At 41.9% G+C, this 16,957-nt stretch carries 16 protein-coding genes, 1 rRNA gene and 1 riboswitch; of the genes, 14 read left to right on the top strand and 3 right to left on the bottom strand.

Going from position 1 to position 16,957, the window contains the following annotated elements:
• The 14 genes from rrf to purD all read left to right on the top strand — a co-directional run.
• A 5S ribosomal RNA gene (gene rrf, locus AMD01_RS25120) occupies positions 1-75 on the top strand; the annotation flags it as partial.
• A gap of 115 nt (positions 76-190) precedes the next feature.
• On the top strand, positions 191-376 hold the full coding sequence (locus AMD01_RS20090; RefSeq protein WP_053403229.1) for an NETI motif-containing protein: 186 nt from the start codon (positions 191-193) through the stop codon (positions 374-376).
• A gap of 78 nt (positions 377-454) precedes the next feature.
• Positions 455-556, top strand: a riboswitch (purine riboswitch).
• A gap of 125 nt (positions 557-681) precedes the next feature.
• Entirely contained in the window at positions 682-1,173 is a 492-nt protein-coding gene (gene purE / locus AMD01_RS20085) for a 5-(carboxyamino)imidazole ribonucleotide mutase (protein WP_053403228.1), read from the top strand.
• The gene (gene purK, locus AMD01_RS20080; RefSeq protein ID WP_053403227.1) at positions 1,163-2,308 is read left to right on the top strand and encodes a 5-(carboxyamino)imidazole ribonucleotide synthase; all 1,146 of its coding nucleotides are present in this window, start codon (positions 1,163-1,165) and stop codon (positions 2,306-2,308) included. The genes purE and purK overlap by 11 nt, the downstream gene beginning before the upstream one ends.
• A complete protein-coding gene (purB, locus tag AMD01_RS20075; protein ID WP_053403226.1) occupies positions 2,305-3,597 on the top strand; it encodes an adenylosuccinate lyase in 1,293 nt (430 codons plus the stop codon). The genes purK and purB overlap by 4 nt, the downstream gene beginning before the upstream one ends.
• 84 nt (positions 3,598-3,681) lie before the next feature.
• Complete coding sequence (gene purC / locus AMD01_RS20070; protein ID WP_053403225.1) at positions 3,682-4,404, top strand: phosphoribosylaminoimidazolesuccinocarboxamide synthase; 723 nt, start codon at positions 3,682-3,684, stop codon at positions 4,402-4,404.
• Positions 4,392-4,646 carry a phosphoribosylformylglycinamidine synthase subunit PurS gene (gene purS / locus AMD01_RS20065; RefSeq protein WP_053403224.1) on the top strand — a complete coding sequence of 85 codons (255 nt, stop codon included), beginning with the start codon at positions 4,392-4,394 and terminating at the stop codon, positions 4,644-4,646. Before purC ends, purS begins: the two co-directional genes overlap by 13 nt.
• Positions 4,643-5,329, top strand: a complete 687-nt coding sequence (gene purQ, locus AMD01_RS20060) for a phosphoribosylformylglycinamidine synthase subunit PurQ (RefSeq protein WP_053403223.1) — start codon at positions 4,643-4,645, stop codon at positions 5,327-5,329. Before purS ends, purQ begins: the two co-directional genes overlap by 4 nt.
• Positions 5,313-7,532 (top strand): phosphoribosylformylglycinamidine synthase subunit PurL, encoded by a 2,220-nt coding sequence (gene purL, locus AMD01_RS20055; RefSeq protein WP_053403222.1) that lies wholly within the window; start codon positions 5,313-5,315, stop codon positions 7,530-7,532. The genes purQ and purL overlap by 17 nt, the downstream gene beginning before the upstream one ends.
• Positions 7,517-8,944, top strand: coding sequence for an amidophosphoribosyltransferase (gene purF, locus AMD01_RS20050; RefSeq protein WP_053403221.1), 1,428 nt, complete (start codon positions 7,517-7,519; stop codon positions 8,942-8,944). The genes purL and purF overlap by 16 nt, the downstream gene beginning before the upstream one ends.
• A 27-nt stretch (positions 8,945-8,971) precedes the next feature.
• Positions 8,972-10,012 (top strand): phosphoribosylformylglycinamidine cyclo-ligase, encoded by a 1,041-nt coding sequence (gene purM / locus AMD01_RS20045; RefSeq protein ID WP_053403220.1) that lies wholly within the window; start codon positions 8,972-8,974, stop codon positions 10,010-10,012.
• Positions 10,009-10,596, top strand: coding sequence for a phosphoribosylglycinamide formyltransferase (gene purN / locus AMD01_RS20040; protein ID WP_053403219.1), 588 nt, complete (start codon positions 10,009-10,011; stop codon positions 10,594-10,596). Before purM ends, purN begins: the two co-directional genes overlap by 4 nt.
• A 66-nt stretch (positions 10,597-10,662) precedes the next feature.
• Positions 10,663-12,198: a bifunctional phosphoribosylaminoimidazolecarboxamide formyltransferase/IMP cyclohydrolase gene (gene purH, locus AMD01_RS20035; protein ID WP_053403218.1), complete on the top strand. Its 1,536-nt coding sequence runs from the start codon at positions 10,663-10,665 to the stop codon at positions 12,196-12,198.
• A 17-nt stretch (positions 12,199-12,215) separates the two neighbouring features.
• Positions 12,216-13,484 (top strand): phosphoribosylamine--glycine ligase, encoded by a 1,269-nt coding sequence (gene purD, locus AMD01_RS20030; RefSeq protein WP_053403217.1) that lies wholly within the window; start codon positions 12,216-12,218, stop codon positions 13,482-13,484.
• Positions 13,485-13,810: 326 nt separating this feature from the next.
• On the opposite strand, the gene AMD01_RS20025 is transcribed toward purD, so the two are convergent.
• From AMD01_RS20025 to AMD01_RS20015, 3 genes are all read right to left on the bottom strand, one after another.
• Positions 13,811-14,182 (bottom strand): DUF1304 domain-containing protein, encoded by a 372-nt coding sequence (locus AMD01_RS20025; protein WP_053403216.1) that lies wholly within the window; start codon positions 14,180-14,182, stop codon positions 13,811-13,813.
• A gap of 416 nt (positions 14,183-14,598) precedes the next feature.
• Positions 14,599-16,419: an acyltransferase family protein gene (locus AMD01_RS20020; RefSeq protein WP_053403215.1), complete on the bottom strand. Its 1,821-nt coding sequence runs from the start codon at positions 16,417-16,419 to the stop codon at positions 14,599-14,601.
• Between the two features lie 209 nt (positions 16,420-16,628).
• Entirely contained in the window at positions 16,629-16,880 is a 252-nt protein-coding gene (locus AMD01_RS20015; protein ID WP_053403214.1) for a YgaP family membrane protein, read from the bottom strand.
• Between the last annotated feature and the right edge of the window lie 77 nt (positions 16,881-16,957).

Genomic DNA, 16,957 nt, shown 5'->3' with positions numbered 1-16,957 from the left:
GAACACGGAAGTTAAGCTCTCGAGCGCCGATGGTAGTTGGGGGTTTCCCCCTGTGAGAGTAGGACATCGCCAGGCACGCTTAAAAGGTTAGTCATTTGACTAACCTTTTTTTGTTTTTATTTTTTATGTGTTACAGGTTACAATAATGAGTATACAATAAAACTATTTTACTTCTTTAGGAGGTTATTGCTTGAAAAAGAAATTTGAAGTGCTCGAAGGTGAAACGATTGATCAATGCTTAGATCGTATGAAAGAAGAAGGCTTCATGCCGATTAAGCGAATGGAAAAGCCTATCTTTGAAGAGGTTATTCAAAACGGAAAAAAAGAGACCATACCTGTTGGTCGCCAAGTTATATTTGAAGGGAAATCTCTATAAAATACGAACGATAATATAAAAGTATAAATATAAAGTTCGATAATTGTTGACTTTTTGCCCTCCGGTTGTTAAGATAAGGGTGCTGAAACGAATAAACCTCATATAATAGTAGGGATATGGCCTACGAGTTTCTACCCAATTACCGTAAATGATTGGACTATGAGGGAAAGTACGGTTTATAACGTTTAGGTCACAAAGAGCTTAATTTTCCTAAACCAAGGTAGACGTATGCTTTCTCTCGAAAGTATATGTTTGCCTTGGTTTTTTTTATTTATTTATTACGTAAAAAAGTGGGGACAGCTAATATGAAACCAGAAGTTGCAGTAATTATGGGAAGTACGTCAGATTGGGAAACAATGAAGCATGGCTGTGAAGTGTTAGAGGAGCTTGGAATCGGATATGAGAAGAAGGTCGTATCTGCTCATCGTACACCAGATTATATGTTTGAATATGCTGAGACAGCTCGTGAGCGAGGAATAAAAGTCATTATTGCTGGTGCGGGCGGCGCCGCTCATCTACCTGGGATGGTAGCTGCGAAAACGATCGTTCCTGTCATTGGGGTTCCGGTGAAAAGCAGCACGTTAAACGGCTTAGATTCTTTGTTATCAATTGTTCAAATGCCAGGAGGTGTTCCAGTAGCGACTGTAGCAATTGGAAAGGCTGGGGCCACGAATGCGGGTCTACTAGCCGCACAGCTCCTAGCAACTCATAATGAAGAGTTAGCCAATACCCTTTTAAATAGAAGAGAACAAATTAGACAACAAGTATTAGAAAGTGGTGATCAGCTTGTCTTATAAGTTTATAGCGCCTGGTAGTGTCATTGGAATCATTGGCGGTGGTCAGTTAGGACGTATGATGGGAATCGCAGCGAAGGAGATGGGCTATCGCATTGCTGTATTAGATCCTGTTGAAGATTCACCGTGTGGACAAATTGCAGACATTAAAGTCATTGGAAACTATGATGATCAAGCATCCATTCGTGAACTGGCAGAAGTATCAGATGTCGTCACATACGAATTCGAAAATATTAACGCAGAAATGCTTAATTGGTTAGAAGAGAATGCATACGTTCCCCAAGGAAGTCACCTTCTAACCGTTACACAAAATCGTGAGCTTGAAAAGAAAACGATTGTGGAATGCGATTTAAAAGTTCCTTATTATGAAATTGTTCATAACGAGACAGAATTCTTTCAAGCGATAGAAAAGGTTGGTTTACCTTGTGTGATTAAAACTTGCCGCGGAGGATACGATGGTAAGGGACAGATTCTTTTACGTAAAAAAGAGGACCTTTCTGCTGGATTAGAGCTTGCTCAGAAGACGACTTGTATTGTAGAAGAGTGGATGACGATTGATAAGGAGATCTCGGTTATTGTTCAACGTAACGGTAGAGGCGAAACGGTTTGCCTTCCTGTTGCTGAAAATATTCACCGACATCATATTCTTCATCAGACAATCGTTCCAGCGAGAATCTCACCTGTACAAGAGGCTCAGGCAACGGAATATGCGATCCAACTAGCAGATTCCTTAAAGTTAATTGGGACGCTTGCGGTTGAGATGTTTGTGAACGGAGACGGAGAGATTTATATCAATGAGATGGCTCCGCGTCCACATAACTCTGGTCACTTTTCGATTAATGCTTGTCGTACGTCGCAATTCCAGCAGCACATCAGAGCAATCTGCAACTGGCCATTATCATCTACGCAGTTAGTGCAATCTGCTGTAATGATTAATCTACTAGGAGAGCATATGGAGAACCTAGAAGCAAAAATCGAATATTTAAATCATTCTCATCTTCATTTGTACGGAAAAAAGGAAGCGAAATTGAAGAGAAAAATGGGACATATTACGGTAATTGCTGATAAGATAGATGAGGCGCTATTAAAAGCCGAATCATTAGAATTATGGACAAGAACGGAGGAACCAGCAAAATGATTGAACGTTATACTCGCCCAGAGATGGGAGCGATTTGGACAGAGGAAAACCGCTTTAATGCTTGGTTAGAGGTGGAGATTTTAGCTTGTGAAGCTTGGGCAGAATTAGGAGCTATTCCAAAGGAAGACGTTGCTCTTCTTCGTCAAAACGCATCATTTAATGTAGATCGCATCAAGGAAATTGAAGAAGAAACGCGTCATGACGTAGTAGCCTTCACTCGTGCAGTATCTGAAACGTTAGGTGAAGAGCGTAAATGGGTTCATTACGGCTTAACTTCGACAGACGTAGTCGATACGGCTTTATCATACGTACTAAAGCAAGCGAACGATATCTTAGTGAAAGATTTAGAACGCTTTGTCATCATTTTAAAAGAAAAAGCACAAGAACATAAGCACACAGTGATGATGGGACGTACGCACGGTGTACATGCTGAGCCAACAACGTTCGGCTTGAAGCTTGGCCTGTGGTATGAAGAAATGAAGCGTAACTTAGAGCGTTTTAAACGTGCGGCAGAAGAAGTTGAATTCGGTAAAATCTCTGGAGCTGTTGGAACGTTCGCGAACATCGATCCGTTCGTTGAAAAATACGTGTGCGAAAAGCTAGGATTACAACCAGCACCAATTTCAACACAAACCCTACAACGTGATCGTCACGCGCACTACATGTCTGTGTTAGCGTTAATTGCTACTTCAATTGAGAAGTTTGCCGTAGAAATTCGTGGACTTCAAAAGAGTGAAACGCGTGAAGTAGAGGAGTTCTTTGCGAAAGGCCAAAAAGGATCTTCTGCAATGCCTCATAAGCGTAACCCAATCGGTTCTGAAAATATGACAGGTCTTGCACGTGTTATTCGCGGATATATGACGACGGCTTACGATAATGTACCGTTATGGCATGAGCGTGATATTTCGCATTCATCTGCAGAGCGTATCATTCTTCCAGATGCTACGATTGCACTGAACTACATGCTAAATCGCTTCGGAAATATCGTGAAGAATTTAACGGTCTTCCCAGAAAACATGAAGCGTAACATGGATCGTACGCTAGGTCTTATTTATTCTCAGCGCGTTCTTCTTGCTTTAATTGATGCAGGGATGACTCGTGAAGAAGCATATGACACGGTTCAACCAAAAGCAATGGAAGCATGGGAAATGCAAGTACCGTTCCGCTCGCTTCTTGAAAAAGAAGAGAAAATTACAAGTCGTTTATCGGCAGCGCAATTAGATGACTGTTTCGATTACAACTATCATCTAAAAAATGTCGACATGATCTTTGAACGATTAGGACTATAACAGGATGTGAAGGATAGGCAAAGCCTAGCTTTGCCTTCTGTCACGATATCATATCAGAATATTCAGTGATTTGGAGGGTTTTTTGTGGAAAAAGGCGATCTGCTATATGAGGGAAAAGCAAAGCGAATTTACGCAACAAGTGAAGATCAGCTTTTGTGGCTGGAGTACAAAAACGATGCGACTGCTTTTAACGGGCAAAAGAAAGCTGAGATTGATGGAAAAGCGGTATTAAACAACGAGATCAGTAGTTTGCTATTTAATATGCTCCACGAGAACAATATTTCTACGCATTTTGTTCAAAAGCTGTCAACGAACGAACAGCTCGTGAAGCAAGTAACCATTATTCCATTAGAAGTCGTCGTTCGAAACATTGCAGCAGGCAGCATGGCAAAGCGACTAGGAATGGCAGAAGGGCTACCCCTTAAAACACCAATCGTTGAATTTTATTACAAAGACGATGAGCTAGGTGATCCGCTTATTACAGATGATCATGCACTGATGCTAAATCTAGCAACAGAAGCTGAACTGGCATTTTTAAAAGAATCAGCGCGAAAAATTAACGATATACTCATTCCATTCTTCAAGGATAAAAACATTATCTTGGTAGACTTCAAGCTCGAATTCGGTCGTACCAAAGACGGCAAGATCATTTTAGCGGATGAAATTTCGCCGGATACGTGCCGCTTTTGGGATGCAAAAACAAAGCAAAAATTAGACAAAGATGTATTTAGACGTGACTTAGGAAGTTTAACAGAAGCGTACGAAGAAATTTTAACGAGAATCGGGGGAGACGTATGTATAAAGTAAAAGTATTCGTCACATTAAGAGAAAGTGTATTAGATCCACAAGGAACGGCTGTAAAAAGCTCTCTACATCGCATGAGTTACAACGAAGTAGATGATGTTCGCATTGGGAAATACCTAGAGCTAACGATTGAAAAGACGGAACAAGATCTTGATGCACGCGTTCGTGAAATGTGTGAGAAGCTGCTTGTAAATACAGTTATCGAAGATTATCGTTACGAAGTAGAGGAGGGTGTTCCTCAGTGAAATTTGCAGTCATCGTATTTCCAGGCTCTAACTGTGATGTAGATATGTTTCACGCCGTTAAAGACGAACTCGGCGAGGAAGTTGAATATGTGTGGCACGATCAGGAAAGCTTAGAAGGCTTTGACGGGGTATTACTTCCTGGTGGCTTTTCTTACGGAGACTATCTTCGTTCTGGGGCTATCGCTCGTTTTTCAAATATTATGCCAGAAGTCATTCGTTTAGCAAAAGAAGGAAAGCCTGTACTCGGAGTATGTAACGGATTTCAAATTCTCTTAGAAGCGGGATTACTTCCTGGGGCAATGCGCAGAAATGATAGCCTAAAGTTTATTTGTAAGCCGATTAATTTGAAAGTTGCTAATAATGAAACGATCTTTACAGCGGGTTATGAACAAGATGAAGTGATTTCCATTCCGGTCGCTCATGGAGAAGGAAACTATTACTGTGACGAAGCAACTCTACAACAATTAAAAGACAATAATCAAATTGCCTTTCGTTATGCAACAGAAAATCCGAACGGTAGCTTAGAAGATATTGCGGGCATTACGAATGAAAGAGGAAATGTCCTTGGAATGATGCCACATCCAGAACGAGCAGTAGATTCATTACTTGGTAGTGCAGACGGTCTAAAAATGTTTCAATCGATTGTAAAGCAGTGGAGGGAAAAACATGTCGTTACTTCTTGAACCAAATGTTGAACAAATCAAAGCAGATAAAGTGTATCGCGAAATGGGTCTGACAGACGAAGAATTTGCAAGCGTTGAAAAGATTCTTGGTAGATTGCCAAACTATACGGAAACAGGATTATTTTCAGTTATGTGGTCAGAGCACTGCAGTTATAAAAACTCAAAGCCTGTGCTGAAAAAGTTCCCTGTAACGGGTGAGAAAGTACTACAAGGTCCTGGTGAAGGAGCTGGAATTGTAGACATTGGTGATAATCAGGCAGTGGTGTTTAAAATCGAGAGTCATAACCATCCATCAGCTATTGAGCCTTATCAAGGTGCTGCAACGGGCGTGGGCGGAATCATTCGTGACGTGTTCTCAATGGGCGCACGACCAATTGCCATTTTAAATTCACTTCGATTTGGAGAACTAACATCACCACGCGTTCGCCATTTGTTTGAAGAAGTAGTAGCAGGTATCGCAGGGTATGGAAACTGCATTGGAATTCCAACGGTGGGCGGAGAGATTCAATTCGAATCGTCTTACGATGGAAATCCACTCGTAAACGCCATGTGCGTCGGGTTAATTAATCATGAAGACATAAAAAAGGGTCAGGCAAAAGGTGTTGGAAATACCGTGATGTATGTAGGTGCTAAAACAGGGCGCGACGGTATTCACGGTGCGACCTTTGCTTCTGAAGAGCTATCGGATCAATCAGAAGAGAAGCGCCCAGCGGTTCAAGTAGGCGACCCATTTATGGAGAAGCTTTTGTTAGAGGCATGCTTAGAACTTATCAAGCTTGATAGTTTAGTAGGAATTCAAGATATGGGTGCAGCGGGCTTAACTAGTTCATCTGCTGAAATGGCAAGTAAAGCAGGATCAGGCATCGAGTTAAATCTAGACCTTATTCCACAGCGTGAAACAGGCATGACCGCTTATGAAATGATGCTCTCTGAGTCACAGGAGCGAATGTTAATCGTCGTTGAAAAAGGCCGTGAGCAAGAAATCGTGGACCTATTTACGAAGTACGGATTAGAAGCGGTATCTGTTGGAGTCGTAACGGATGATAAAAAGCTTCGCTTAACGCACAAAGGAGAAGTAGTCGCAGACGTTCCTGTTGATGCACTTGCAGAAGAGGCACCGGTTTATCATAAGCCATCAGCTGAGCCGGCTTATTACCGTGAATTCCAAGAAATGAACGACTATCAGCCGGTAGTGGAAAATCATGAGGAAATGCTAAAAACATTGCTTTCACAATCAACGATTGCAAGTAAGGAATGGGTCTACAATCAGTACGATTATATGGTGCGTACGAGCACGGTCGTTTCACCAGGATCAGACGCGGCGGTCGTTCGTGTACGAGGAACGAACAAGGCCCTAGCAATGACGACTGACTGTAATTCTCGCTATTTATACTTAGACCCAGAAGTCGGTGGCAAAATTGTGGTGGCAGAGGCAGCGCGTAATATCGTTTGTTCTGGAGCACAGCCACTTGCGATTACAGACTGCTTGAACTTCGGAAACCCTGAAAAGCCAGAAATCTTTTGGCAAATTGAAAAGTCCGTTGACGGGATGAGTGAAGCATGTCGCGTGCTTTCAACACCGGTTATCGGCGGGAACGTTTCATTGTATAACGAAACAAAAGGTGAAGCCATTTACCCAACGCCTGTTGTCGGAATGGTCGGCCTTATTGAAGACCTTGCCCACATTACAACACAGGCGTTCAAACAAGAGGGAGACCTTGTCTACGTTCTTGGGGAAACACATCCTGAATTTAGCGGAAGTGAGCTTCAAAAGGTACTAGAAGGACGTCTATTCGGTAAAGCGCCAGCACTGGACCTAGATACGGAGCTTCGTCGTCAAAAGCAGCTGTTAACAGCGATTCGTTCTGGTTTAGTCGCATCTGCACATGATGTAGCAGAAGGCGGTCTAGGTGTGGCACTTGCAGAATCAACATTTGGAACAAACGGACTAGGCGTAACTGTAAGCCTACCTGGAGAGGCAACAACGGCACTATTTAGCGAATCACAATCTCGTTTTGTCGTAACCGTTCGCCCTGAGAATCAAGCGAAGTTTGAAGAATTTGTTCAGGCAACATTCATTGGTCATGTAACGGCAGATCACACTGTAACCATTCAAAATGAAGCAGGTGAAACATACCTTCAATCAGATGTGAAGCAACTCGAAGATGCTTGGAAAGGAGCTATTTCATGTTTGCTGAAATAAAAGGTCTAAATGAAGAATGTGGAGTGTTTGGAATTTGGGGGCACGAAACGGCCTCACAAATTACGTATTATGGTCTTCATAGCTTACAGCACCGTGGTCAAGAGGGTGCTGGGGTTGCTGTGACAAACGGCGAAAAAGTGAGCGTTGTAAAAGGAACAGGACTTGTAACAGAAATTTTCGGACACGGTGAATTAAATCAATTGCACAACGGTCGAGGTGCGATTGGACATGTACGCTATGCAACAGCAGGAGGAGGCGGCTATGAGAACGTTCAGCCGCTTCACTTCCGCTCACATGAGGGAAGCATTGCACTAGCTCATAACGGAAACATCGTTAATGCGAATGCCTTAAAACATCAGCTTGAAAGCCAAGGAAGTATTTTTCAATCGACGTCTGATACTGAAGTACTTGCGCATTTGATCAAACGCAGCGGTTATCGTTTATTAAAAGACAAGTTGAAAAATGCCTTAACAATGGTGAAGGGTGCCTATGCGTTCGTTATTTTAACGGAAACAGAAATGATGGTGGCTCTTGATCCGAACGGATTACGTCCCCTGTCTATTGGACGAATGGGCGATGCGTATGTCGTGGCTTCGGAAACATGTGCATTTGACGTAGTGGGCGCTGTATACGAAAGAGACGTTGAGCCTGGTGAGCTAATCGTTATTAACGACGAAGGCATGACGTCAGAGAAGTTTTCTTTATCGAATAATCGTGCTATTTGCAGCATGGAATACATTTACTTTTCTCGCCCTGACAGTAACGTTGATGGAATTAACGTTCACTCGGCGCGTAAAAATCTAGGCAAGCAGCTAGCAATCGAAACTCCAGTTGAAGCAGACGTTATAACAGGTGTACCTGATTCTAGTATTTCTGCTGCCATTGGGTTTGCCGAGCAGTCTGGTATTCCATACGAGCTTGGGTTGATTAAAAATCGTTATGTTGGTCGCACATTTATTCAACCATCACAAGAGCTTCGTGAACAAGGGGTTAAGATGAAGCTATCTCCGGTTCGTAAAATCGTAGAAGGCAAACGTGTCGTAATGGTCGATGATTCCATTGTTCGTGGTACAACGAGCCGTCGCATTGTGTCCATGCTTCGTGAGGCTGGTGCAACTGAAGTACACGTGCGAATCAGCTCACCGCCAATTAAGAACCCGTGCTTTTACGGAATCGATACATCTACACACGAAGAACTGATTGCCTCTACGTACTCTGTGGAAGAAATTCGCAAGCTGATTGGGGCAGATACGCTTGAATTCCTAAGCCCTGAAGGAATGGTAGATGCGATCGGACGACCGTATGAAGGGAAATATCGTGGTCAGTGTATGGCGTGTTTTAATGGTCAATACCCGACTGAGATTTATCCAGATACGGTATTGCCTCATGAGAAAGAAGAAGTGAACTGTTAATTTTACCTTAATAAAAGGAGTGGCAACATGTCATATTCATATAAAGAAGCAGGAGTCGATATTCACGCTGGATACGAAGCCGTTGAGCGCATGAAAAAGCACGTTCGTCGTACGATGCGACCTGGAGTAATGGGTAGCGTTGGTGGATTTGGTGGGATGTTTGATTTATCGTCTCTTCAGTTAAAAGAGCCTGTCCTTGTGTCAGGAACAGATGGAGTAGGAACGAAGCTCATGCTTGCATTCCTCATGAATAAGCACGACACGATCGGCATTGATGCTGTAGCGATGTGTGTAAATGATGTCGTTGTCCAAGGCGCAGAACCTCTTTACTTTCTTGATTATATTGCGTGTGGAAAAGCCATTCCTGAAAAAATTGAAAGCATCGTAAAGGGAGTGGCAGACGGCTGTGAGCAGGCTGGGTGTGCACTAGTTGGTGGTGAAACGGCCGAAATGCCTGGTTTGTATGACGACAGTGAATATGACCTTGCTGGCTTCTCTGTCGGAGCGGTTGAGAAGGCAGAGATTATTACCGGTGAGAACATTGAGGCCGGCAATATTTTAGTAGGTATCACCTCAAGCGGCATTCATAGCAACGGCTACTCGCTTGTTCGAAAAGTACTTCTTCAAGATGCGAACTTAGATTTACATGAAGTATATGAAGGGCTAGAGCTTCCATTAGGGGAAGAGTTACTAAAGCCGACAAAAATTTACGTTAAGGCAGCGCTGGCTGCGTTAAAAGCGGGGCGTGTGAACGGGATGGCCCATATTACAGGCGGCGGCTTTGTTGAAAATATTCCTCGTATGCTTCCTGAAGGTCTAGGAGTCGATATTGATTTTGGGTCATGGCCAATTCCAGCTATTTTTAATTTCATTCAACAGCACGGGGAGCTTCAGCAACGAGAAATGTTTGAAGTGTTTAATATGGGGATTGGATTTGTTTTAGCAGTGAAAACAGAGGATGCACCAGAGATTATGAGAGCCATTGAAGAGTTAGGAGAACAAGCTTTCATTATTGGGCGTGTAACGAGTGAAGAAGGCGTTCACTTCGGTGGAGGGAAGATGGAATGATCAAAATTGCCGTCTTTGCTTCAGGAAGCGGAAGCAACTTTCAAGCAATCGTCGATTCAATTCAAAAAGGGGAGCTTGAAGCTGAGCTTTCCTTACTTGTTTGTGATAAGCCAGGGGCAAAAGTAGTTGAGAGAGCGCAGGAAGCCAATATTAATACGCTTGTTTTATCTCCAAAAGGCTACAAAGATAAAGCTGCGTATGAGACTGCGATTCTTCAACAACTAAAAGAGTACAACGTTGAATTTCTTGTACTAGCAGGTTACATGAGATTAATTGGTGATGTACTTCTTGAGGCATTTTCAAATCGAATTGTGAACCTCCACCCATCAATCCTGCCTTCTTTCCCAGGAAAAGATGCGGTTGGTCAAGCATTAGAGGCAGGAGTCAAACTTACAGGAATTACAATTCACTATGTAGATGAAGGAATGGATACAGGGCCAATCATTGCACAATTTTCTGTGCCTATTCATGAGAACGATGATCGTGAGCAGGTCGAAGAACGAATTCACGCGCTCGAGCATGAATTTTATCCAAAGACACTACAAGAATTATTTCAGCGTATCTACGTAAGAAATCTTGATTAAAATATTTTAATACTTTACCATGGTAATATAATAAAACAAGTAGAATTTGCATGGAGGGATTAACAAATGGCTAAAAAGCGCGCATTGATCAGCGTTTCAGATAAAACAGGGATTGTAGAATTGGTACAGGAGTTAGTAAAACTAGATGTCGAAATCGTTTCTACTGGTGGAACGAAACGTACGTTAGAGGAAAATGGTATTGATGTAATGGGAATATCTGAAGTAACGGGCTTTCCTGAGATTATGGACGGTCGCGTAAAAACACTTCACCCAAACGTACACGGTGGCTTACTAGCCCTTCGTGCAAATGAGGATCATCAAAAGCAGCTGGCTGAGCATGGCATCACGCCAATTGATATTGTGGTCGTGAATTTATATCCGTTCCAACAAACGATCGAAAAAGAGAACGTAGCATTAGAAGATGCGATCGAAAACATTGATATCGGTGGACCAACGATGCTTCGTTCGGCTGCGAAAAACTATCAATCTGTTACGGTTTTAGTAGATCCTACTGATTATGCGGGTGTTGTAGAGGAACTACAATCTGGGGCTGTTTCATTTGAAACGAATCAGCGTCTAGCAGCAAAGGTATTCCGTCATACTGCTTCTTATGATGCACTTATCGCGGAGTATTTAACAGATATCGTTGGCGAAGAGGCACCTGAAAAAGTTACGGTAACTTTTGAAAAGGTACAAGGTCTACGCTACGGGGAGAACCCTCATCAAAAAGCTTCTTTCTACAAAAAGCCGTTAGCTAAAAAAGGCTCGATTGCAACAGCAAAGCAGCTTCACGGAAAAGAGCTTTCCTACAACAACATTAACGATGCAAATGCGGCACTTCAAATTTTAAAAGAGTTTAATGACGCTGCGGTTGTCGCGGTTAAGCATATGAATCCATGCGGTGTTGGCGTTGGGAATACAATTGAAGATGCTTATCAAAAGGCATACGAAGCAGATCCAACGTCTATCTTCGGGGGAATTATTGCGGCTAATAAACCAATTGACCGTGCAACGGCTGAAAAAATGCATGAAATCTTTTTAGAGATTATTATTGCACCAGCGTTCGATGAAGACGCACTAGAAGTATTAACATCTAAAAAGAATCTTCGTCTGCTTACAATTGAGTTAGATGGTGAAAAGGTACAAGAACAGCAGCTTACTTCTATTCAGGGGGGCTTATTACGCCAAGATCTTGATACACATGGATTCGACGATGCGACGATTACAGTGGCGACAAAGCGTGAACCAACGGAACAAGAATGGGCTGACTTGAAGCTTGCTTGGAAAGTAGTTAAGCATGTGAAATCAAATGCCATTGTGCTAGCAAAAGATAACATGACAGTTGGTGTAGGAGCAGGCCAAATGAACCGCGTTGGCTCAGCAAATATTGCCATCAATCAAGCTGGAGAAAAAGCACAGGGATCTGCTCTAGGGTCTGACGCATTCTTCCCAATGGGCGATACAGTGGAAGCCGCTGCAAAAGCAGGCGTTACGGCTATTATTCAACCAGGTGGATCGATTCGTGACGAAGAGTCGATTGAAAAAGCGGACGAGTACGGTATTGCAATGGTCTTCACAGGAATGAGACACTTTAAACATTAATAAAGAGGTGAGCGGGGATGAATGTTTTAGTAATTGGAAAAGGCGGGCGTGAGCATACGATCGCATGGAAGGTCGCACAAAGTTCTTTAGTAGATACAACCTTTGTCGCACCTGGAAATGCAGGAATGACAGATGTAGCGACACTCGTTCCTATTCAAGAGAATGAACATCAGAAGCTCATTACGTTTGCAAAAGAAAACGATGTTCAGCTAACTATTGTTGGCCCTGAGGTACCTCTTATGAACGGGATTGTAGATGACTTTGAAGAGGCAGGGTTAACGGTATTCGGACCTCATCAAAGCGGAGCGATGATTGAAGGAAGTAAAGCATTCGCAAAAGAACTGATGGCGAAGTATGATATTCCGACCTCTTTTTATGAGGTATTTACGAGCTTTGAGGATGCGAAGAAGTACGTTGAACAGCAAGGGGCTCCTATTGTGATTAAAGCAGATGGCCTTGCAGCTGGAAAGGGTGTTACCGTTGCTTTTACGGTTGAAGAAGCGGTGGAGGCACTTCAAGATATTCTCGTTCACGATAAGTTTGCAGGTGCGGGAAGTAAAGTAGTCATCGAAGAATTTTTAGCAGGTGAAGAGTTTTCATTAATGGCATTCGTGCAAGGAACGAACGTTTATCCAATGGTGATCGCTCAAGACCATAAGCGTGCCTACAATAATGATAAAGGTCCGAACACGGGAGGAATGGGGGCGTACTCACCTGTTCCGCAAATTAGTGAGGAGCTTGTTCAAACGGCCGTTCGAGCAATTGTGGAGCCAATGGCCAAAGCGCTTGAAGCAGAAGGCTGTCCTTATACAGGCGTATTGTACGCTGGGCTGATCGCAACAGTGGACGGGCCAAAGGTCATTGAATTTAACGCACGATTTGGAGACCCAGAAACACAAGTCGTTCTTCCGCGTATGGAAAGTGACCTTGTCGAAGTGTTGCTTCAGCTATGTAAAAAGGAGCCTGTTGAAATAAAGTGGTCCGACGAAGCGGTACTTGGTGTCGTTCTTGCGGCGGAAGGCTATCCGAATGCTTATAAAAAAGAAGCGACGATTGAGGGATTACAGGACCTAGACGCACAGTCATTGCTTTTCCATGCGGGTGTAAAGGAAAAAGATGACCATTTCGTCTCAGACGGAGGGCGTGTCCTTCTTGTTGGTGCGAAGGCAGCAACGTTAGAAGAAGCACAGGAGAAGGCCTACCAGGAAATAAATAAAATCGGAAAAGAAGGGTTCTTTTACAGAACGGATATTGGAAAAAGAGCACTTTCAGAAGGAGTTAGATAACAAAAATCCCCATCTTTATGAGTAAAGATGGGGATTTTTTAAATTGGCTGTTAAAGAAGTGAGTCAAATTGATTAAATGAGTACAGGGCTGCAAGGGACCTAAAATATTAATTTAATAAGGGGAAAAGGGTGCTAAAAAATTTTCAACTTTATTAGTCAAACAAAGGTGATTTAGCGAATGTATGCTTTTTACCTTCAAAAGTATGTGGGTATCTGCATTTGGAAATGTTTTCTGTGGTGCCAATCAAGAGTATGAAAAAAATAAAAAGCAACCCTACCATGGGAGATGAGGTTGCTGTGAAAGAGGTTGTCGAAAGATTTAAATTTTATCTGACAAATAAAAGTGCAATCAGTGCTAAAATGGCTGGAAGTCCCTGTTTGATAATAATTGACTTGTTAGATGTAAAACTCCCGTAAATCGCTGCCAAAACCACACAAATTACGAAAAATAACTGAATCATATGACCAACTGAATTGAATCCTAGCATGAGCCCCCAAATGAGTCCTGATGCTAAAAATCCATTATATAATCCCTGATTTGCAAACATAACGGCTACATTCGGATCTTCTTCCAAGTGCTCAGGTAATTTGAATGCTCGTTTGGCTACCTTTGAACGAATAAAAAACATTTCAAGAATCATAATGAATAAATGTTCCAATGCTACAATTCCCACTAAAACTGCTGCGAGTATCTCCATGCGCCAGTCTCCTATTCTATTTTTGAATTTTTTCATCTTCATAACGACTCATGAATGAACTTATTATATTTTCTCAAGAAAACGATCCATTCATAATTTGCCTCATCCAAGTCACTTACTCTAAAATCAAGTTATTCAATGTCGAACGTTTGTAAAATACCCTAATAATAATTGAACATAGTATAGATAAGTGGTTATTAAATTAAAACATTTGATACGTCAAATAATATAATATATCTGGAAGGTAATTACAAGTTCTGCTCTAATGTTAGAAAAGGAAAATCCGTGCTAAGATCGTTTACGTTTCCCCCAAAAAAGAGCACATAATAGAGTTTTTGATGCACTCGTTATTCCTTGATAAGGTAGAGGGATACATTAAAGAATCACATCCCCATTAATGAGGATGTGATTCTGTATTAGCTGTTCATTTCTTGACTGATGAGTGAAGCGAGCCTTCTCGCACCGCTCGGCTGTAAGTGAACCCCGTCAGGAGCAAAGTATTCAGGATGATTGCTTCCGTGTGAGTACCAATCTATGAGCTGGATTTTCTTCGATTGTCGGGCTTTTTGATTAATCACTACATTCACTTCATCTTCCCAAGGTCTTGGAACCTTTGTGTTTACAATAAAAATTTGTGCCTCTGGAAAGTGGCTTAAAAAGGCATCCAATTGTTCTTCTGTAAAGTATCCGTTTGTACCTAGCTCTACGATAATGGCCTTATCCGGGTGGTTAAAGGATTGGTAATTAGGCGCGAGCTCAATGGCTTCGCTCATTTGTCGCCCAACTTTTCCATCAATCGTAATCGAGCCGTACAGCTTTTGAAGCTCTGGCGCGATATCAAGCATGATCGAGTCACCGATGGCTAATACATCTGTATAGGATGGTTTTGGTGGTTCAACTGGTTTTGCCACAGGCTTATCTTTTTCAGGCTCTGGGTTTGGTTTTACCTGCGTATGTGCAGGTTCTGTATGGTGTACCTTAATGACCGTTTGCTTTGGTGATGCTTCACTGGTGCTCGCTTTGTATGTAAAAGAGTAAGCAAAATCACTAATCAGAACGACACATACAACGACAGGCAAAATCGTAATAATTCGCTGCTTGTGAGGGAGAAGCTTCCACTGAATTAATCGTTTTGGATGATACATTTTAAAGTAATAAAGGAATCCATTCCGACGAATTGGCGTCTCAAAATAACGATAAGAAAGCTCAGCGATCAGGAGTGTTACCCCCACTTGCAATCCCATGCGAACAGGATTAAATATGCCCATCTCTGATAACGGCGTTGTTAAAATAATAATAGGATAGTGCCAAAGGTAAATGCCGTACGACCTTGTTCCAATCCATGTTAACGGTCTTACCGATAATACTTTTCCTAAGAAACTGCTAGGATGGCTGATGGTTGCGATTAAAATAGCCGTATTTAAAGCAATTAAAAACATGCCACCTTTGTATACGAACGGTTTAAACTCATCAACCGTCGCCATACAAAAAATTAAAATAGCAAATGTAATCACGCTGACGACATTCAATATTCGGCGGGCAGGTTTCGGCAAATTCTTGGACGATAGGCGTTGCATTGGCCAAATAAACGCTAAGCATCCTCCTAAAAGTAAAGCAAACGCACGTGTATCTGTTCCGTAGTAAATGCGGCTTGGATCTTCACCAGGCTCATATAAAAAGCCCATTAATCCTGCCGAAAGAAGAGCGAAAAGGAAGATCACGAAGGTCAGCTTTTTACGGCTGTTCATTAACTTCAAGCCCACTAATAAGAAAAGTGGCCATACGATATAAAACTGTTCTTCGATTGCTAACGACCATAAGTTTTTTAATGGAGACATAGAGTTGAAACTATCAAAATACGAAACTTTATGAAAGATAAACCACCAGTTACTCATATAAAAAACAGAAGTCAATGCATCACCATGTATGGTGTGTAGCAGTGAGCGCTTAAAGAAAATGATCCACAAAACGGTTGCGGCAATCATGAAATAAGCAGCGGGAAGCAGACGACGCACGCGACTAATCCAAAACTTCTGAAGACTAAAGGTTTGATGCTGCTGTTGATCTAATAAAATAGAGGTAATGAGATAGCCAGACAACACAAAAAAAACGTCTACGCCCAAAAAACCTCCTGGTGCCCATTTTAAGTTTAGATGATAAGCAATAACTGATAGAACAGCTAACGCTCGAAGTCCATCTAGACTGTGTACATAACGGTGTTTTCTTTCATAAAGCACTTTCTAACCCCTCCAAAACTTCCTGTTATTGCAAGAATATTACAATATCATTACAAAATATAAGTATATTGTAATTATAATGTAATATTCACTCTCAATCACCCATATTATCAAAAAAAATTCATTTTTAATAGTGAGGATAGATGTAGATTCGAGGGACAAAGGTCACAAATAAAAAAATGCAGGCTCATCGCCCGCATTTTTCTTCATTAAGATGGGTTATATGTTGTCAAATAAGGTTGTTCATCAGCCTTTGATTTCTCTTGCGATTTGTCATATGCATACGTTAATGGACAAAAGCGCGTAAATCCTTCAGCAATTTTCATCCCACCAAGCATCGCATAAACCAAATGAGACTGTTTATACGGTCTTCTAGATAGACGAGCGATTGACCAAGCTAAAACAGTAAAACCAAGCGTAATTCGAATTAATGCATTTAATGTACCGATATTTTGCTTCATTTCATTCTCCACCTTCATAAAAAGTTCAAATATTCGTTTAATTCTTCGGTGCGTTAATACACGTATTGTGATACCAT

This window comes from Priestia koreensis (assembly GCF_001274935.1).
GTDB lineage: Bacteria > Bacillota > Bacilli > Bacillales > Bacillaceae_H > Bacillus_AG > Bacillus_AG koreensis.
This window is presented reverse-complemented; position numbering and strand designations above follow the sequence as displayed.